The sequence below is a fragment of the Hymenobacter lutimineralis genome, from assembly GCF_008271285.1.
In the GTDB taxonomy this organism is placed as follows: domain Bacteria; phylum Bacteroidota; class Bacteroidia; order Cytophagales; family Hymenobacteraceae; genus Hymenobacter; species Hymenobacter lutimineralis.
Genome location: NZ_VTHL01000013.1, coordinates 111,104 through 129,957, shown reverse-complemented (window position 1 = coordinate 129,957; position 18,854 = coordinate 111,104). Strand labels below are relative to the sequence as shown.

Genomic DNA, 18,854 nt, shown 5'->3' with positions numbered 1-18,854 from the left:
TGTTCTTTATCGGGTGGAGAAGACAGTGAATTTGCTGAGTGGCTACCCCAGAAACATCCGCTGAATAGCCTGCCAGAGCTGTTTCTTGCGGCCGGCGTCGTATTCGAGCATGTCGATTTCGCCAGCGCCAAGGAAGGCCGTGTCGCCGTAGAGCAGCACGGGCTCGTAGGGCTGGGTAGTGTACACGGCCACGTCGAGCAGGTTTTTGCCGAAGGCCAGAAACTGGCGGGCGTGCAGGTGCTGGCGCAGGCTGCACAAAGCCACCGGAAACTTCTCGTGCTCCACGTTTACCAGCACCACGTCCTCCATCACCAGCCGAATGGCCTTGAGCAGGTTGTTGAGAAACACGTTGCGCGGCAGCTTGCGGAACTGGTCGGGCGACATGCGTACCAGAATGATGAGGCCCCGGGCGTTGCTGCCCAGCGTCGAAAACGGCACGTGCGCCACCGGCGACTGGGTAGGAGTGGGCTGAATGCGGCCGGTTTGGGCGGCCGGCGCGGGAGCAGCAGCCGGCAGTTCGGCCAGCGTAAGGTTGGTGGGCTGGTAAGCCGGTGCTACCGGTGCTGAGGCCGCCGATGCAGGAGCAGAAGGCTGGGGCGTGGCAGCAGAAACGGGTGGCAGCGCCGGGCCGGTGGGGTGGTTGCTAGGTTTGAGGCTACCCAGTGAGGGAAGCGTTGGACCAGGCGCTTGTGGTGGCGCAGGGGCTGTAGCTGCTACGGGCACCGGGGCCGGAGCCAGGGGAGCTGGCGTCGGTTGCTGAGCTACGGGTACTGCAGCAGGTAAAGATGCAACGGGTGCTGCGGGCACTTCAGCCGCAGTAGGCCCTGGCAAGGTTGGCTCTGGCTCGGCTACGACGTACAAGGGGGTGTTGGCGTAGAAGCTCTGGAAAAAGGAAAGAGTTGCAGCGGTATCCATAATGCAGTACAAGGACTGACCGGAAGTTAAGCAATAAGTGGGGTTTCCCGGCTCCTTATGAAGCTGGCCCTACTACTTCGCTAAGCAGTAGGGCCAGTCAGAAGGAAAGTACGGTAGCTTATACCAAGTAGCTGACCTACTCCATCTCAAACAGGGCCTTGAGCTCGGCCGCGTCGTGGGGCTTCATGCGGCCACCCAGCACCAGGCGCAGCTGGCGGCGGCGCAGGGCTCCGTCGTAGAGGCGGATTTCGTCTTCGGTTTCGGCCACCGCCTCGGGCACATCAATCGGGCGTCCCGACTGATCGACGGCCACGAAGGTGAAAAAGGCCTCGTTGGATTTAAACCGGGTGCCGTTGGGAATATCCTCGGCCCACACATCAATGTGTACTTCCATGCTGGAGCTGAAGGAGCGCGTCACCTGGGCTTCCAGCGTGACGACGTTGCCCAGCTTGATGCCTTCCCGGAACGAAACATTATCTACCGAAGCTGTAACCACGATGCGGTTGGAGTGGCGCTGGGCCGAAATAGCGGCGGCCACATCCATCAGGTGCATCATGCGGCCCCCCATCAGGTTATTGAGCGTGTTCGTGTCGTTGGGCAGCACCAGTTCGGTCATCCGAACAAAAGAGTCTTTTACGGGCTTTTGTTTGCGCATCATGCAGAGTAGGGGTGAGCAATAAGTTCCGGCAAAGATAGGGCGGGTTGCGGCTAGTCGGTTGCGGGTGAGGGCCAGATGCCCCCGGGCCCGCCACCCTGGAAGCCCCGCCGTAGCTGGCCGCCGCCCCCGGTCTGCGAGAATAGTCGCAACAAATGATATGTTTGTTTTCAGGTGAGGTGCTGGCGCTGCCCCGGCCAGCCCGGGCCCCGGGCCCCAACGCTGCCGGCCGGCTTCCCGGAAGTCGCCCGCGCACCTGCCTTGTACCCTGCTTCTTCCCTGTTCTATGAAAACAAAAGTGGCCATCTTCGGTGGCGGAGTGGCGGGCATGAGTGCCGCCCATGAGCTGGCCGAGCGCGGCTTTGCCGTAGAAGTGTATGAGCGGCAGCCCCGGTACGTGGGCGGCAAGGCCCGCAGCACCGACGTGCCCCACAGCGCGGCCCCCGGCCAGGCCCCACTGCCCGGGGAGCACGGATTCCGGTTTTTCCCCGGCTTCTACCGCCACATCACCGATACCATGAAGCGCATTCCGTACCCCGGCAATGCCCAGGGCGTGTTCGATAATCTGGTGATGACAACACGGGTGATGATGACGCGCTTTGGCAAGAAGCCCATTGTCAGCATCGTCAACTTCCCCAAGACGCTGGACGACTGGAAGACCGTGGTGGAGGCCGTGCTGACGGCGGACACCGGCCTGACCACCTCCGACAAGGAAGTGTTTGCCGCTCGCATCTGGCAGCTGCTCACCAGCTCCTACGAGCGGCGCCAGCAGGTGTATGAGCGCATTGCCTGGTGGCAGTACATGAGCACCGACCAGCAGTGCGGCACCCGGCAGCCCTGCCCGTACGAGGAATACTGCGTGGGAGGTCTCACGCACTCTCTGGTGGCGGCCCAGCCCAAGCTGATGAGCACCAAAACCGGGGGCGACATTCTGCTGCAGTTGCTGCTGCTGATGGCCAACCCCTCGGCCCATACCGACCGGGTGCTGAACGGCCCTACCAACGATGTATGGCTGTTTCCGTGGTTGCGCCACCTGCAGAGCCTGGGCGTGACGTACTACCACCACCACCTCACCACTGAGTTTCACTGCGACCCGCAAACCCAGCAGATCAATGGCGTGACGGTAGTCAACCTCGATACGCACGAAGCCCGCCTGGTGCAGGCCGATTACTACATCAGCGCGGTGCCGCTGGAGCGGATGGCCCTGCTCATCAACCCGCAGATGCTGGCCGTGGATGCTACCCTGGGCTTCATTGTGGACCTGGCCCAGCCCAGCCGCCACAGCCTAAACTGGATGAATGGCGTGCAATACTACCTTAACCAGGATGTGCCGCTCACCAATGGCCACGTTATCTGCATCGACTCGCCCTGGGCCCTGACGGTGATTTCGCAGCCCCAGTTCTGGCCGAAGTTTCCCATGAGCGGCTTCGGGGATGGGCAGGTGAAAGGCCTGCTGTCGGTGGACGTGTCGGACTGGTTTGCGCCGGGCCTGAACGGAAAGGCTGCCTCGGAGTGTACCCTGCCTGAAATTATTGACGAGGTGTGGAATCAGCTGGAAAAAAGCCTCAACAACGGCGACGCCCCGCTTATCAGCCGCAGCATGATTCTCCGGGCCAACGTCGATTCGGACATCAAGGAAGAGGATGGGCAGCTGCGCAACCCCACCGTTTCGGCCCACGACGCGGAGCCCCTGCTGGTGAACACGGCCAACTCCTGGAGTTTGCGCCCGGAGGCTGCCACTGGCATCCGCAACCTGTTTCTGGCCTCCGACTACGTGCGCACCAACACCGACCTGGCCACCATGGAAGGCGCCAACGAAGCCGCCCGCCGCGCCGTGAACGGCATTCTGGCCGCAAGCGGCTCCTCAGCGCCATACTGCGAAATCTGGCCCCTGCACGAGCCCGACATCCTGGCCATTCCGCGCTGGTTTGACCGGCGGCGGTTTGCCCGCGGCCTGCCCTGGACCGGCGAGCTGCCCTGGATTGGCCGCGTGCTCCACACGCTGAACTACTACTACCACAAGCTCCGCGGGTTCCGCCAGTAGCTGTGGCTGGAGAACCAAGAAGTTGGCGTTTAGCCCGCAGCAGGGATGGTTGACACCTCCTTGGTTTCCGCCTGCTAGCTTCCAGTTTCGCTCGTCTACCCTCTACTTTCTACCATCTTCTATGCATCCCACTACTACGCTAGCCGACCGCACGTTTCCGTACCGCACGCCCGTCATGCTGGGGCTGATGACGCTGGGCATTCTGCTGCTGATTCACGACAGCCTCACGCACCAGGGCTGGATTTCGGCCGCGCGCTGGAGCTATGGCCTGTTTGCCGCTTACCTGCTCTACGCCAGTGCCACGCGCGACGTCGTGATTGGGCGGCTGCTGGCTTTTGCCCTGGTAGCGGGCCTGGCCGAGCTGGTGGCCGACGCTTACTTGGTGTCCTTCACCAAAACCCTGCTGTACCCGCGCCCCGAGCCCATGCTCTGGGATTCGCCCCTGTATATGCCCGTCAGCTGGGCCGTGGTGCTTACCCAGATTGGCTACCTCGGTTGGCTGCTGCTGCGCTGGATGCCCGCCAGCCGCGCCGGCCTACTGCTGGTGCCCGTGAGCGGACTGCTGATACCCTTGTATGAGAACTGGGCCATCCGGGCCGGGTGGTGGAACTACCAGGGGGCTCCGGAGCTGTGGGGTGTGCCCTACTACATCTACCTGGCCGAGGCCCTGCTGATGCTGCCCGTGCCGTGGCTGCTGGTGCGGGCCCTGGGCCAGGGTGGCCGCTGGCTGCTGCTGGCCGGCCTGCTCGAAGGCCTGGTGATGCTGCTGGCGTGTATTGTGGCCTTTACGCTGGTGGGCTAGCATGTTCTCGCGCCTCACCGACTTCTTTCTGCCTGCCGGCTTTCAGGGCTCCGCCAACGAGCTGCGGCAGGTGCGCATCACCATCAACACGGTGCTGCTCACGAGTGCCTTCTCGTTTAACTTTCTGCTGCTGTGCTGGTGGGCCGGGTTCTGGCCCGGCGTGTACCTGATGCTGTTCAACGTCGTCACCTTTCTGGTGCTGCCGTTTGGATTTCGGCACCGGCTGTTTTCAGCCGTGGCCTTCGGCTACATCTACCTCACCGTGGGCTACCTGGGCGTGTTCGTGAACTGCCTCTACCAGGGTGGGTACTACGCGGCTACTACCAGCTGGCTGGTGCTCTGCCCGGTGGCGGGCACGTTTCTACTGGGCCGGCGGGGTGGGCTTATCTTTTTCGTCGTGACGTTGCTTAGCGTAGGCGTACTGTGGGAGCTGGAGCGGCGCGGTATTCACTTGCCCAACTCCGTGCCGGCCGAGCACGCGCTGTTCTGGCACTTCGATATTCTGCTTGGGCTGATGTTGATTCTGGGGGTGGTGGCCATGGTATTCGACCAAGTGAATGCCAACACCCTGCGGCTGCTGACCGAAAAAAACGACCTACTCTCCCTGCGCACGCACCAGCTGGAGCACTCCATTGCTACGCTGAAAGCCACGCAGCAGCAGCTGGTGCACAGCGAGAACATGGCCTCCCTGGGGGAGCTAACCGCCGGCATTGCCCACGAGATTCAAAACCCGCTGAACTTCGTCAACAACTTCTCCGAGGGCAGCTGCGAGCTGCTAAAAGAGCTGCCCGCCAACACGTTTGACGACCTGGCCCCGCCGGAAAAGGCCCGCGTAGATGAGCTGCTGGCCCGCCTCAACCGCAACCTGACGCTTATTACACGCCACGGCCAGCGCGTGGATAGCATTGTGCGCAACATGCTCCAACACGCGCATACCGGCCCCCGGGAGCCCATGCCCACCGACCTCAACCGCCTCGCGGCCGAGTACCTGCACCTCACGTACTCGGGTCTGCGCGCCAAGGACCCCGGCTTGCGGGTGGATATCCAAACCGACTTCGACCCGCTGGTGGGCCAGGTCAGCGTGGTGCCCGCCGACCTGGGCCGGGTGCTGCTCAACCTCTTCAACAACGCCATCTACGCCACAGCCGAAAAGCAGAAGCAGTTTGCCGCTGGGGGCTACCAGGCCCGCATCCGGGTAAGCTCGCACCGGCGCGCGGGGCAGGTGGAGCTACGGGTGGAAGACAACGGCTGCGGCATGCCGGAAGCCGTGCGGCAAAAAATCTTTCAGCCCTTTTTTACGACCAAGCCCGCCGGCACGGGCACCGGCCTGGGCTTGTCGCTGAGCCACGACATCGTGGTGAAAGGCCACGGCGGCCAGTTTCTGGTTTCTTCCCGGGAAGGGGAGGGAACCGAGTTCCAGCTGCTGCTGCCGGGCTAGGGCCGGACCCGTCTTGCCTTATTTTTGTTTACCGTTAAAACTCGCCCGCACTCATGCCAATCAAAATCCTGGTCGTAGACGACGAAGAAGAAGTAGCCGAGCTGTTGGATCTGCGTTTTCGGCACAAGATTCGGGAAGGGGCCTACCAGTTCCGGTTTGCCACCAGCGGGCAGGCCGCGCTGGCGGCCATGCAGGCCGAGCCCGACATCGACGTGCTGTTGCTCGACATCAACATGCCTGACATTGATGGCCTGACGCTGCTGGGCCGCCTGCCCGCGCTGATGCCGCACAGCCGGGCCGTCATTGTGTCGGCTTACGGGGATATGCCCAATATCCGCACGGCCATGAACCGGGGGGCATTTGACTTCATCTGCAAGCCCATCAACTTCACGGACCTCGATACCACTATTGAGAAAACGGCTGACCACGTGCGCCACCTGCGCGACTCGGCCCAGGTAAAGCTGCTGGCGGACCTGAAAACCCACTTCTTCGACAACATCACCCACGAGTTCCGCACCCCTCTCACGCTGATTCTGGCGCCTACGGCCGGGCTGCTGCAAGCCGCCAACCTGCCCGAAACGGCCCGCCACGACCTGCTCACCATTGAGCGCAACGCCCGCCACCTGCTGCATCTCATCAACCAGCTCCTGGAGCTGGCCCGGCTGGAAGTAGGGCAGGTGCGCGTAGAAACGCAGGTGGGCCTGCTAAACGACTACGTGCAGGAACTCGTGGACTCCTTCCAGCCCCTGGCCCGCCAGCAGGATGTGCAGCTCAGCTACCGCTCCACCCTCAGCGGCAAGTGGCGCTATGATGCCGAAAAGGTGGCCCGCATTGTGTATAACCTGCTCAGCAACGCCTTCAAGTTTATGCCGGCGCCGCCGGTCCCGGCGCCCCGGCCCCGCCAGGTGGCCGTAAGCCTGGCCGCCGAAAATACCGTGCACCTCACGGTGGCCGATACCGGTCCCGGCATCGCGCCCGAGAGCCTGCCGCGCATTTTCGACCGGTTTTATCAGGGCGCCCCGGGGAGTGGGCAGCTGCCGGGGGGCGCAGGCATTGGTTTGGCTCTGGTGCAGGAGCTGACCTCGCTGATGGGCGGGAAGGTAGCCGTGCAGAGCAGCACGACGGCCCCTTCGGGTACCACCTTTTTGGTAGAGCTGCCTTTGCTCCCGGCCGAGCACGAGCCGGTGACCGATGCATCGGCCGCTACGCTGCTGGAACAGGTTGAGCCCAGCTGCCTGCCCCAGCCGCCGGCCCCGGCCGTCCGGCCCAAGGCAGCTGAGGTGCCCTTGCTGCTGCTGCTCGACGACAATGAGGAGCTGCGCACCTACCTGGCCCGGCAGCTGGCCGCCGAATACCGCGTGCTGACGGCGGCCAACGGGGAGGAAGGCTGGCTGCTGGTGCAGCAGGAGCTGCCCGATGTGGTAGTCTCGGATGTGATGATGCCGGTTTTGGACGGCTACGAGCTGACGGACCGCATCAAGACCACCCCCGCCACCGACCACGTAGCCGTGGTGCTGCTCACGGCCAAGGCCACCCACGACCAGCGCATGACCGGCCTGCGGCAGGGCGCCGATGACTACCTGACCAAGCCTTTTCACCTTGACGAGCTGCTGGTGCGGCTGCGCAACCTGCTGGCCCGGCAACAGCGCCTGCGCCAGCTGTACGCCGGCCAGCTGGCTTCGCCCGGGCCGGCGCCGGAAGCCCCCGAAAATGTGCAGAGCAACTGGCTGCGCGGGTTGTACGCGGTGCTGGAAAAGCACCTCGACGACCCGGGGCTGAACGTGGAATGGCTGGCCGAGCAAATGATGATGAGCCGCAAAACCCTACTGCGCAAGGTTCAGTCGCTCACGCAGCTGGCGCCCAGTGAGCTTATCCAGCAGTATCGCCTGCGTAAAGCAGCCGAGCTGCTGCGTGCCGGCCATACGGTGTCGGAAACAGCCTACATCGTGGGGTTCAACACGCCGGCCTACTTCGGTCAGTGCTTTAAAGAGTTGTACCACATTACCCCCAGCGAGTTTATTGCCACCGGGAGTGCGCAGTCGGCGGCCGTTTCGCACACCCTCGACTAAAGGATTAGCCGGCTGAACTCCGCTTGGGCCAGGGTGTCTTTTAGGGCTGGCTGGTTTACCTGATACTGGCCGCTTGCAGCTTGGTCTGGGAGAGAAGCGTTGCAGGGGCCAGCCCGTGTATTACCGCAGTTTACCAACTCGCGCTACTTAGTAGCTGGCGCTTAGCCGATACCGGCACTGGCTCAATAGCCGCCCCGAAAGCACCCTGGTGCTGCTTTCGGGGCGGCTATTCTATTTTCTGGGAATGTAACGCAGCCGTGGCCGAAGGGTAGCCAGTGCCGGACTGATGAGCTGCCGCTATGCCGTGCGCTGCCGGGAGGGGCGCTACCCGCCTTGTGCGGCCCGGGGCTACGGGCCTTGGGACATTCCGTTTCGGGTCGTCCCGGAATTGAGTGTTTTTGTCTCAATTCTGAGCGTAGCGGCCGGGACAAACCCCAACCTTTGACTTATTGAAAACGCCACCCGATGCGGCGCTTCGCTGACATCGGCCCCGTGCTACCTATTGCACTCCGCCCTATTCTTTCTTATCCGGATATCCCAGCAGCCACGCGGCCGGGCGGCACTGGTGTGTCCACCCGAATCACTCTCTTTTCCAACCCCTACCACAACCAAACGCCATGAATCAGACCTCATCCGACACCCTGGACGCTACCGCCGTTTCCGCCACCGCCGAGGCACCAGCTCTGCTAGGTGGCCTGCGCGGCCACAGTGAAGCCCCCAGCGCCCAGGACACTGCCTCGCCGCTCACCCTGAGCGCCGACGACAGTGCCTGGAATATCCTCTACGGTGCCATTGTAAAGGGGCTGGGCACCAGCCCGCAAAACTTCCAGCTGGTGTACCCCATGACCAGCTGGAACTGGCCCACCAACAACCTGGGCTACACCAGCGCCGCCCAGTACGACTTCTGCGCCACTATTCCGCAGTGGAGTGCTACCGGCGCCTACGTATCGTCGGGGGCTACGTATGATGGGGCTTACCAGCAGTTCCTGAACTGCATTATGCTCGATACCACGGACCCGGCGCTGCAGCAGAAGATTGTGGCGGCGCAAAACAACCTTACCCAGTCGACGCAGAACTACCAGACGCAGCTGAACCAGGCCACGGCCGCTTACAACAGCCAGGTAACGGGCAACAACCCCACGTTTACCGCGTGGCTGGCCTCGCCCGCTGGCTTTGCCTACAATGCCCAGCTGACGGCCGCCATGAACCAGGTGACGGAAAACCAGGCCGTGCTGACGGCGCTTACCCAGCAGCAGAAAACCCCGAATATTGCCAACGCCCAGGCTGCGGTGGCCGACCAGGACTACTACACCAAGCTCAGTGACCCCACGCTCTCGGGCAACCCGCCGGTACCCAGCTGGAGCCTGGCGCTGGCTTCGCAGCAGTGGGTAAACCAGGTGCAGGGTGGCGGGGCCACGCCGGGCAGCATCAGCTTCGGCAACAACTCGGCCGCGTATTCTTACTCCAACACCTGGGCCCAGGGCTCAACCAGCGTGGGTAGCTGGTTCTGGCAGGTGTACGCCAACGCTTCCTGGCAGCAGATCAGTGAGTTCTACACCGATTCGTCGCTGACGTGCACCATCAGCTTTAAGGCCTGGGACACCATCGGCATCACGCCGGGTAAGTGGTATTCGGGCACAAACGTGTTCAAGAATGGCCCCTTTACTCAGGGCTATACCGCCTACGAGCAACCCGGCTCTACCTGGATGTTTGGGGCAGGCGGCGTAGTGCCGTGCTTTAAAACAGCTATGCTGGTGTGCTATCAACCCACTATTTCTATTTCTGTGAGTCAATCCACTTATCAGCAGTTCCAGCAAAACTGGTCGGCTTCGGGCGGCATCCAGGTTGGTCCATTCCAGATTGGTGGCTCCAGCGGCGGCTCGTCGATGAACTGGAGCCAATCGGGCGACAGCATGACGCTGGAAGTGACGTCTACCTCGCTGGTTCCCCTGATTTTCGGGGTGAACATCGCCGTGCAGCCTCAATAGGCAACGGCCTGCGCCGGTGAGCCTCATTTATTATGCTATGAGGGGAGGCTCATCCGCAGATGCGGGAAGACAGAAGGCCATTCGCGGCCTATCGCGAGTGGCCTTCTATTTTTCCCTCGGTTTTTTTCGCTCCGGGGCCCATTCCCTGGGCTATAGAGCCTTCGGCTGCTTGCTGGCCCGCGCCGCCTGCCTCTTCACCATTCCTTCTCTTCCTTCTCTTTCATGGACGCATTCATCGGCGAAATCCGCCTCATGCCCTACAACTTTGCCCCCAAGTACTGGGCCCAATGCCTGGGGCAACTACTACCTATTCAGCAGAATACGGCTCTCTTTTCCATCATTGGCAACTACTACGGCGGCGATGGGCGCATCACGTTCGCCCTGCCCAACCTGGCGGGAGCCACGGCCATTGGGGCGGGCAGCGGGGCGGGGCTCAGCGACTACAGCCTTGGAGAAATGGTGGGCGTTTCCAGTCTGGCCCTGCAACCACAGGAGCTGCCGGCCCATACGCATACCGTAACCGGCTCCATCCTCACGGTAGCCGAAACGGGCACCTCCAACGACCCGTCCGTGGGCTACCTGGCGCTATCCGCTTCGGAAGAGTATGGCGAAACCGTGGGTAACGCCGATATGGCGCTGAACTGCGTGAGTGGTGGGCCTACCTCGGTGGCCGGGGGCAACGCCCCGCACGATAACATGATGCCGTACCTGACGCTCAACTATTGCATCTGCCTGCAGGGTATTTTCCCCCAGCGTCCCTAATCGTCTTCTTTCATCTTCAGCACGCCACCTATTACCTATGGATCCTTTTTTAGGAGAAATCCGGCTTTTTGCCGGCACCTTCGCTCCCGTTGGCTGGGAGCTGTGCGCTGGTCAGCTTTTATCTATCGCGCAGAATGATAGCCTCTTCGTCTTGCTGGGTACCCAATACGGCGGCGACGGCATTCAGTCGTTCGGCCTGCCAAACCTGTGCGGCCGGGCAGCCGTGGGCGTAGGGCAGGGGCCGGGCCTATCTGCCTACACCGCCGGCGCGCTGGGGGGAGTAGAAAGCGTTGCACTGACGGCCAATAACCTGGCCGGCCACACGCACGCGGCCCAGGCCAAGCTGGGCGTCACCTCGGCGGCCGCTACGGCCCCCACGCCCGCCACCAACCTGCTGGCCAAGGGCCCCGACCCGGTGTACGCGCCTAGCCGTAGCACGGGCAGCGCTACCTCGCCTAACACGGTAGCGGCCCTGACCGCGCCGGCCGGGGGCAACCTGCCGCACGAAAACCGGCAGCCATCGTTGGCCCTCAACTATATCATTGCCACGCAGGGCATTTTCCCCAACCCGGGCTAAGCAGCGCCGGCAGCCGGGGTTTGTTCACGCTTCATCCTTCTTGTTATACATGGAAAATTTCATTGGCGAAATTCGCCTGGCGGGTTTTGGTATTGTGCCCCGCTACTGGGCCGTCTGCGACGGTTCCTTGCTGCCAATCAATCAAAATCAGGCCCTCTTTTCCTTGCTGGGCACGTATTACGGCGGCAACGGCATTACCGCATTTGCCCTACCCGATTTGCGCAGCCGTGTGCCGGTGGGCTTTGGCCAGGGGTACGCCCTGGGGCAAAAGGCCGGCACCGAAGCCGTAACCCTCACGGCAGACCAGCTTCCTGCTCACGAGCACGCCTCGGTGAGCGGCACCATCAATACGGCCGACGAAGCCGTGAATACGGATCCGGCCGATCAGTTTCCCAGTGTCTGCAGCGTGAATCAATACGCTCCTGGCCCGGCTACCAGCACCCTGGCGGCCGATGCCTTGCAGCTGACGGTGCAACCGGCCGGCAACAACCTGCCGCACGAAAACCGGCAGCCCTACCAGGCCCTCAACTACATCATTGCCCTGCAGGGCATTTTCCCTTCCCGAGACTAGGCGGCTGGCCGGGCCGCCCGCCGGCGCATGGTTACAAAGTTAATTTTCGTTCGATGCGGATTGCCGTAATTCTGGGCAGTGTACTGGGCCTCGCCGCCGTGCAGGAGCTGGCTACCCGCGGGGCGGTGTGCAGCGTGGCAGTGCCTTCTACCGAGCACCCCGAGCCCGACGAACTGGCCGCGCAGCTCCTGGGCGCCGGTTGGCCCGTGGTGCGCCTGGGGAGGCCGGGCCTGGGTAATGCGCTGCTGGCCTGGCTGGACGCGTGCCAGCCTGATGTGGTGCTGGTCTTCACTTTTCCGTGGCGGGTGCCGGCCCGGTTGCTGGTCGCCGGCCCACGGCTGGGTTTTCTCAACTTCCACTTTGCCGCCTTGCCCGGCTACCGGAGACCCGAACCAATTTTCTGGCAGATCCGCCACGGCGAGGCGGCCGGGGCCGTCACTGTGCACCGGATGGAAGCCGCTTTCGATACCGGGCCCGTGCTCTTGGCCCAGGCTGTGCCCATTGCCGCCCACGATACCCACGGGCTGCACCGGGCCCGGTTGGCCGTGGCCGCTGCGGGCGTAGCCCGGCAGTTACTGGCCGCCTGGCAGGGCGAGACGGCTCCTTTGGTAGAAATACCGCAAAACCCGGCTCTGGCCCGTTACTGGCCGCGGGCCGGGCTGGCTGATGTATGCCTGCGCTGGGCCGAACCGGCCCAGGCCCTGGAGCGACTGGTGCGCGCCGCCAATCCCTGGAACCGTGGCGCCATCACCACCCTGCGGGGCCAGCTGCTGCGGGTGCTGGGCGCCACGGCTCTGGCCCAGCTGCCTAAGCCGCTGCAGGCTCCGCCGGGCACTGTGGTCCTGGCCACGGGTCCGGAGGGCCTGGTAGTGGCCTGCGGACAGAACAGCGGTTTGCGCCTCGACATAGTGGGCCTCGACGAAGGCTACTTCACGGGCGGGCAGCTGGCCGCCTTGGGCTTGCAGGCCGGGGAGCAACTCCCCGAATACCTGAGCGCCCCCATTGCGTCGGCCAGCTGAGAAAGGCGCCGTCTCTCCCAAAACTCGATTTTCCTTAACCCAAAGAAGCTATGAGACGACTTTTTCTACTCTGCCTGGCGCTGCTGGGGGCCTTGGGGGCTCACGCCCAGACCCAGCTGCTCACAGAATCCTTTGCCACCACCGGGGGCTACACCATCAACGAGCTGACAACGACGACCAGCGGAAGCAACAACCAGTATTTTCTGCGCTCCAGCGTACCCGTAACGGGCTTTACAACCCAGCCTACCGGCTCTACCGACAACTGGGTAATTGCGGGCGAAGGGGTGCGCGGACCTGCGGGCGCGGCGCCCATCCGGGTGGCCGGCACCGTGGCGCTTAACCCCTACAACGTAGCGGGCAAAACCAACCTGCAGGCGCGGGTGAGCCTGGCGGATGCCCGCGGAGCGCAAGCGACGGGGGTGTGGGAAAACACCGATTTCATTCGGGTGAAGGCCCGCCTCGATGGTGGAACCTGGGTGATTATCGGTGGGTTTGCCAGCGACGGGGCCTCGAATGGCGTAGGCTACATGCGCCGCGACGCCGACAACGACGGCGTCTTTTATCCGCTTGATACCGATGATACGAACTCTCCCCGGCTAACCCTGGCGTTTCAGGAGTTTACCTTTCCGGTAACCGGCACGGGCACCACCCTGGAGGTGATGGTGGAGTTTGATTACTATGGCCTGAGCGAGGAAGCCGCCATTGACTACATCAGCCTGTACGGATCGGCGGCCAGCAGCGCGGCCCCGGTACTGGCCGGCCTCGAAACCACCAGCCTGGCTTACAGCGAAGGTGGCGCGGCCACTGCCATCACCGGCTCCCTAACTGTGAATGATGCCGACCACACAACGGCCAGCGGCGCCACCGTGAAAATTGCCACCAACTATGTGAGCGGGCAGGACGTGCTGGCAACCACGCCGCCGGTAGGCAGCGGTATCACGGCTTCCTTCAACCCGGCCGACGGCACCCTTTCCCTGGTGGGCACCTCCTCGCTGGCCAACTACCAGGCCGCGCTGCGAAACGTGACGTACGTGAATACCAACTCCACTAATGCCACCGGCGGTAATCGGGTGGTGACTTTTACTGTGGTAGACCCGACCGGCGTAACCAGCAACGCCGTGTCGCGCACCATCACGATTACCGTGCAGCTGAACGCGGCCGCGGCCCTGCCTTACACGGAAGGCTTTGAAAGCGACGGCGAAGGCACCCGCTATTCCTCCAACACCTTCCGGTCCCCGGGCGTTAATTGCCTGGGCTTTTTCCGTACTACGCTTCCCGTGGCCTGCTCGCCCCAGAATTTCACCGGCTTTGCCGGCAACTCGGTGTGGTACGCGGAGGGCACTACCCTGAGCCAGAACCCGGACCCGCTAAAGGTAGGCATACTGCAACTGGCGCCCGTTAATGCGACCAACACGGCCAACCTGCACTTGAATCTGCGGCTGGCTTCGGGAGTATCGGCCACCCACGAAACGTTTGAAGCTTCCAGCTACCTGAAGGTGTACTACCAGGTGGGCACCGGCAGCTACACGCTGCTGGCCGCTTTCTACGGAACCGGCGCGGCCAATGGGCAGCTGCAGCGGGATACCGACCTGAATGGCACGGCCGACGGCGCCACCTACGGTACGGCCCTCCAGAACGTAGACCTGGCCCTGCCGGCCAACGTGACCGGACCCGAAATTCGCTTTCGGATAGAGGCCCGCGTGGATGGGCAGGAGGAAGTGGTGTTTGACGAGCTGGCCATTACCGGGACGCTCAACAATGCGCCGGTTATTAACGCCCAGGCTCGTATGGTAAGCGAGAATGCCCCGAACGGCACCAGCGTGGGGGCTGCCATAGCGGCTACTGACCCCGATGGCAATACCCTTACCTACGCCATTACGGGAGGTAATACCGGCGGTGCCTTCGCCATCAACGCCAGCTCCGGCCAGCTTACGGTGGCCAACAGTGCTGCCCTCGACTTTGAAACCACGCCCAGCTTTGCGCTGACGGTGCAGGTAACAGACAATGGGACTCCAGCCAGCAGCGCATCGGCTACAGTGACGGTGAACCTCATTGATGTGGACGAAGTGCGGCCCACGGTGAGCATTGGGAGCGGGGCCAGCAGCCCGACGAGCACCTCGCCCATCCCGGTGACGGTGACGTTTTCGGAAAGCGTGACGGGCCTGACGCTGGCCGAGGTAGTGGTGAGCAACGGCACGGCCAGCAACCTGAGTGGGAGCGGGGCTTCCTACAGCGTGAGCATCACCCCAACCGGGGCGGGGCCGGTGACGGTGAACCTGGCCGCGGGCGTGGCCGAGGATGCTGCCGGCAACGGCAACACGGCCGCCGCCCCCTTCAGCATCACGTACACCCTGCCCTCAACCACCGTAACGGCAGTGAGCCGAGGGCAGCTTTCGCCCACGGCCATGCCGACGGTGACGTACACGGTGACCTTTGCCGGGAACATAAGTGGAATTTCGACCAGCAATTTTTCCCTGACAACCACCGGTATAAGTGGGGCAGGGGTGACCAGCGTCTCGGGGTCGGGCTCGACGTATAAGGTGACGGTAAACACGGGCACCGGCAATGGCACCCTGCGTTTGGATGTTGCCAATAGCACGGGCATCAATCCTACGGTCACGAATGTGCCCTTCACCACTGGGCAGGAGTACACCATCACCAAACGCTTTACCAACCCCGTTCTGAGTTTGCAGGGCACCGGGGGGGCGGGCAGCGACGTGACCGTGTTTGTTGACCAGGTGCAGCTGCTGCAGGCGGGTACCAGCACCGCGGCGCCTGGCGTGACCAATGGCAGCTTCGAGTCGTACAGCGCACTTAGTAACGGAACGTTTGGCTATAATCCCACAGCACCAGGTTGGACCTTCAACAGTCGCTCGGGTATTGCGCTGAATGGCAGTGATTTCAGTCCGCCAACGCCTCCAAATGGCAACGCCGTAGCCTTCGTGCAAAGCTCTGCAGGGAATGGGGCGTTGCAGCAGACGCTCGGAGCCTCCATTGGGAGCTTCCAGGTGAATTTTCTGGCCGCCCAGCGTACCTGCTGCTCCAGCCTGGACCAGGTAGTGAATGTATTTATTAATGGGGTGCACGTGGGCAGTAGCGCCCCAAACAGCATTTTCTCTTACCAGCCCTTTACGTCGGCGGCTTTCACGGTGGATGCCACAGCGCCGACCGACCTGACACTGAGCAACAGCAGCGTTACGGAGAATGCCGCAGTAAATACCGTGGTAGGGACGCTTTCGACGACGGCGGCCACGGCCGGCGACACCTACAGCTATGCGCTGGTAAATGGCACTGGCGCCACAGATAACGGGTACTTCAGCATCTCGGGTAATACCCTGCGTACCGCGCAGGTATTCGACTTTGAAACCCAGGCCAGCTACTCCGTACGGGTGCGGGCAACCAGCTCCACTGCCCCCGGGCTCGTGTACGAGGAAGTGTTGACCATCAGCGTAACGGATGTGGACGACACGGCCCCACCGGCACCCGTGGTACTGCTCCCCACCAACGGCCGTCTGCTCGGAACCGCTACGCCTACCTACAGCGGCACGGCCGAAGTGGGCAGCACCGTCAGCGTTAGCGTGGATGGTAGTCTTGTGGGTACCACTACGGCTACCGACGGTAGCTGGAGCCTGCTCCAGCCTGGGGCGTTGACCGAGGGTAGCCACACGGTGTCTGCCAGGGCCACCGATGCGGCCAACAATACCAGCCCAACGAGCAATACTAACAACTTCACGATAGACATCACGGCCCCCACGGTGAGCATTGGGAGCGGGGCCAGCAGCCCGACGAGCACCTCGCCCATCCCGGTGACGGTGACGTTTTCGGAAAGCGTGACGGGCCTGACGCTGGCCGAGGTAGTGGTGAGCAACGGCACGGCCAGCAACCTGAGTGGGAGCGGGGCTTCCTACAGCGTGAGCATCACCCCAACCGGGGCGGGGCCGGTGACGGTGAACCTGGCCGCGGGCGTGGCCGAGGATGCCGCCGGCAACGGCAACACGGCCGCGGCTCCCTTCAGCATCACGTACACTCTGCCCTCAACGGCAACTTCCTGGACCGGGGCCACTTCGGTTAGCTGGTATGAGGCCAGCAACTGGACCAACGGGGTGCCCACGGCCACCCTCGACGCCACCATTCCGTCCGGGGCGGCCCGGTACCCGGCCATCAGCAGCGGCACGGCCCTCGCCCGCAGCCTGACCATTGACCCGGGAGCCAGCCTGACGCAAACGGCGGGCACGCTGAACTTGAAGGGTAACTGGGTCAATAACGGCACCTTTACGGCCACGGGCGGTACGGTAGCCTTTAGCGCGGCCAGCAACCAGAGTGCGGGCGGCAGCAGCCTGAGCCGCTTCTGGAACCTGCGTGTGGAAGCCAGCGGCGTAACCCTTGCGGGGGCCGCCGCCCTCCAGCGCCTTCTTACCCTGACGGGCACCCTCAGCACCAATGGCCAAACGTTTACCTTGCTCTCGGATGCGGGCGGCACGGCCCTGGTGGTAAATGCCGGGGGCACGGTGGTGGGGCCGGCCACGGTGCAGCGCCACCTCGACCCCAGCCGCAACTCCGGCCTGGGCTACCGCCACTACAGCGCCCCGGTGAGCGGCTCAACCGTGGCCGACCTGGCTACGCCCGGCTTCACCCCCGAGGTAAGTCAGGCCAGCGCCTATAATGCCTCGGCCACGCCGGGCAAAATCAAACCGTTCCCGACCGTATTTGCCTATGACCAGAAGCGGGTGAGCCGGACCAGCACCTACGCGCCCTTCGACCGAGGCTTTGTAGTGCCCGCCGGCCTGGGCAGTGCCCTGGAAGTAGGCCGTGGCTACGCCGTGCACATTGCCGGTACGGAAAAGGTTGACTTTATTGGTACCCTTACCACGGGCAATGTGGACGTGAGCCTGGAACGGCTCAGCGACAATGTTGATGCCGGCTGGGCCCTGGTGGGCAACCCTTACCCGGCTCCCCTCGACGGGGGCCAGCTGTTTGAGAGCGGCAATGCCCCCGGGCTGGATCAGAGCTTCTACGTATTGGAAAGCACCGGCCCCTACGCCGGCATGTACCGCGCCTACGTGCGGGGCTTTGAGGGAGGCGAGCAAAATGCCCTCATTGCGTCGGGGCAAGGCTTCTTCGTGCGGGTAAGCCAAAACAGTACGAGTGGCCAGCTGCGGTTCCGGGACGCGCAACGCGTAACCAACCCCAACACGCAGGTAGCCATGTACCGTGGGGGCTCCGGTACCCAGCCCACCGTGGCCTTGTCCCTGCAAGCAGACGGTGGCCAGGCCGACCCGCTCTTCGTGTATGCCGATGCCCAGGCCACGCCGGGCTTCGACAGTGGCTATGATGCCTGGAAGCTGCCCAATACCAGCGGCCTGAACCTGAGCAGCCGCACAGCCCAGGGCCAGGGGCTGAGCATAGATGGCCGGCCGGCCTTTACCGCCACTACTCGCGTAGAGCTGGCCGTGGGGGTGCCCACTGCTGGTACCTATACCATCAGCGCCACCTCCCTGGCCCACCTGCCCGCGGGCCTCGAGGCCTATCTGCATGACGCCGTCACGGGGCAGCTTACCAAGCTCAGCAGCGGCACCAGCTACCGGTTTAGCGTGACGGCAACCCAGGCCCTGGCCTTACTCACGGGCCGCTTTACGCTGCAGTTCAGCGGCGGCGTAGCCCTGGGCTCCGCCGCGGCGGCCGATTTGGCCGCCCAGGTGAGCGTGTATCCTAACCCGGCAAGCAGCCGCTTCACGGTGCTCGTGCCGCCCATCGACGGCGGGCGCACGGTAGAAGCCACCCTGCTCAATAGCCTGGGGCAGGTCGTACGTCGGCAGGTAGTCGGGCTGAACCCGAGCACCGGGGCCCGCTTCGGCTTCGAAACCGAGGGCCTGAGCCAGGGCGTGTATTCGCTGCGCCTGCGGGTGGGGAGCAATGCCTTCACCAAACGCGTGGTGTTGCACTGAGTTGTCTTATCAGCCGGCCCCGGGCATGCAGCGCGGGGCCGGCTTTTTCTCGTCTTCTGTATTCAAAGC

12 protein-coding genes are annotated in these 18,854 nt (G+C 63.2%); 10 read left to right on the top strand and 2 right to left on the bottom strand.

Going from position 1 to position 18,854, the window contains the following annotated elements:
• Positions 1 to 42 precede the first annotated feature (42 nt).
• Together FY528_RS13245 and FY528_RS13240 are read right to left on the bottom strand one after the other, a co-directional pair.
• Positions 43 to 915, bottom strand: coding sequence for a hypothetical protein (locus FY528_RS13245; protein WP_149071497.1), 873 nt, complete (start codon positions 913 to 915; stop codon positions 43 to 45).
• A 136-nt stretch (positions 916 to 1,051) separates the two neighbouring features.
• On the bottom strand, positions 1,052 to 1,570 hold the full coding sequence (locus tag FY528_RS13240) for an acyl-CoA thioesterase (RefSeq protein ID WP_373281619.1): 519 nt from the start codon (positions 1,568 to 1,570) through the stop codon (positions 1,052 to 1,054).
• Positions 1,571 to 1,856: 286 nt separating this feature from the next.
• Between FY528_RS13240 and FY528_RS13235 the strand changes: the two genes are divergently transcribed.
• The 10 genes from FY528_RS13235 to FY528_RS13190 all read left to right on the top strand — a co-directional run bounded on the left by FY528_RS13235 (position 1,857) and on the right by FY528_RS13190 (position 18,785).
• Complete coding sequence (locus tag FY528_RS13235; protein WP_149071495.1) at positions 1,857 to 3,614, top strand: hydroxysqualene dehydroxylase; 1,758 nt, start codon at positions 1,857 to 1,859, stop codon at positions 3,612 to 3,614.
• A 121-nt stretch (positions 3,615 to 3,735) separates the two neighbouring features.
• Positions 3,736 to 4,416, top strand: coding sequence for a DUF6989 domain-containing protein (locus tag FY528_RS13230; protein WP_149071494.1), 681 nt, complete (start codon positions 3,736 to 3,738; stop codon positions 4,414 to 4,416).
• 1 nt (position 4,417) lies between these two features.
• Positions 4,418 to 5,854 (top strand): sensor histidine kinase, encoded by a 1,437-nt coding sequence (locus FY528_RS13225; protein ID WP_149071493.1) that lies wholly within the window; start codon positions 4,418 to 4,420, stop codon positions 5,852 to 5,854.
• A gap of 53 nt (positions 5,855 to 5,907) precedes the next feature.
• Positions 5,908 to 7,923, top strand: a complete 2,016-nt coding sequence (locus FY528_RS13220; RefSeq protein ID WP_149071492.1) for a response regulator — start codon at positions 5,908 to 5,910, stop codon at positions 7,921 to 7,923.
• 617 nt (positions 7,924 to 8,540) lie between these two features.
• Complete coding sequence (locus FY528_RS13215; RefSeq protein ID WP_149071491.1) at positions 8,541 to 9,911, top strand: hypothetical protein; 1,371 nt, start codon at positions 8,541 to 8,543, stop codon at positions 9,909 to 9,911.
• A gap of 222 nt (positions 9,912 to 10,133) precedes the next feature.
• A complete protein-coding gene (locus FY528_RS13210) occupies positions 10,134 to 10,673 on the top strand; it encodes a phage tail protein (RefSeq protein ID WP_149071490.1) in 540 nt (179 codons plus the stop codon).
• 37 nt (positions 10,674 to 10,710) lie between these two features.
• Positions 10,711 to 11,250, top strand: a complete 540-nt coding sequence (locus tag FY528_RS13205) for a phage tail protein (RefSeq protein WP_149071489.1) — start codon at positions 10,711 to 10,713, stop codon at positions 11,248 to 11,250.
• A gap of 49 nt (positions 11,251 to 11,299) precedes the next feature.
• Entirely contained in the window at positions 11,300 to 11,821 is a 522-nt protein-coding gene (locus FY528_RS13200) for a phage tail protein (protein WP_149071488.1), read from the top strand.
• 53 nt (positions 11,822 to 11,874) lie between these two features.
• Positions 11,875 to 12,840: a methionyl-tRNA formyltransferase gene (locus FY528_RS13195; protein WP_149071487.1), complete on the top strand. Its 966-nt coding sequence runs from the start codon at positions 11,875 to 11,877 to the stop codon at positions 12,838 to 12,840.
• A gap of 50 nt (positions 12,841 to 12,890) precedes the next feature.
• A complete protein-coding gene (locus tag FY528_RS13190) occupies positions 12,891 to 18,785 on the top strand; it encodes a DUF8693 domain-containing protein (RefSeq protein WP_149071486.1) in 5,895 nt (1,964 codons plus the stop codon).
• The last annotated feature ends 69 nt before the right edge of the window (positions 18,786 to 18,854 follow it).

Coding starts and splice junctions, on each gene's coding strand:
- FY528_RS13245 (WP_149071497.1), bottom strand. CDS start 915: ATGGATACCGCTGCAACTCTTTCCTTTTTCCAGAGCTTCTACGCCAAC.
- FY528_RS13240 (WP_373281619.1), bottom strand. CDS start 1,570: ATGCGCAAACAAAAGCCCGTAAAAGACTCTTTTGTTCGGATGACCGAA.
- FY528_RS13235 (WP_149071495.1), top strand. CDS start 1,857: ATGAAAACAAAAGTGGCCATCTTCGGTGGCGGAGTGGCGGGCATGAGT.
- FY528_RS13230 (WP_149071494.1), top strand. CDS start 3,736: ATGCATCCCACTACTACGCTAGCCGACCGCACGTTTCCGTACCGCACG.
- FY528_RS13225 (WP_149071493.1), top strand. CDS start 4,418: ATGTTCTCGCGCCTCACCGACTTCTTTCTGCCTGCCGGCTTTCAGGGC.
- FY528_RS13220 (WP_149071492.1), top strand. CDS start 5,908: ATGCCAATCAAAATCCTGGTCGTAGACGACGAAGAAGAAGTAGCCGAG.
- FY528_RS13215 (WP_149071491.1), top strand. CDS start 8,541: ATGAATCAGACCTCATCCGACACCCTGGACGCTACCGCCGTTTCCGCC.
- FY528_RS13210 (WP_149071490.1), top strand. CDS start 10,134: ATGGACGCATTCATCGGCGAAATCCGCCTCATGCCCTACAACTTTGCC.
- FY528_RS13205 (WP_149071489.1), top strand. CDS start 10,711: ATGGATCCTTTTTTAGGAGAAATCCGGCTTTTTGCCGGCACCTTCGCT.
- FY528_RS13200 (WP_149071488.1), top strand. CDS start 11,300: ATGGAAAATTTCATTGGCGAAATTCGCCTGGCGGGTTTTGGTATTGTG.
- FY528_RS13195 (WP_149071487.1), top strand. CDS start 11,875: ATGCGGATTGCCGTAATTCTGGGCAGTGTACTGGGCCTCGCCGCCGTG.
- FY528_RS13190 (WP_149071486.1), top strand. CDS start 12,891: ATGAGACGACTTTTTCTACTCTGCCTGGCGCTGCTGGGGGCCTTGGGG.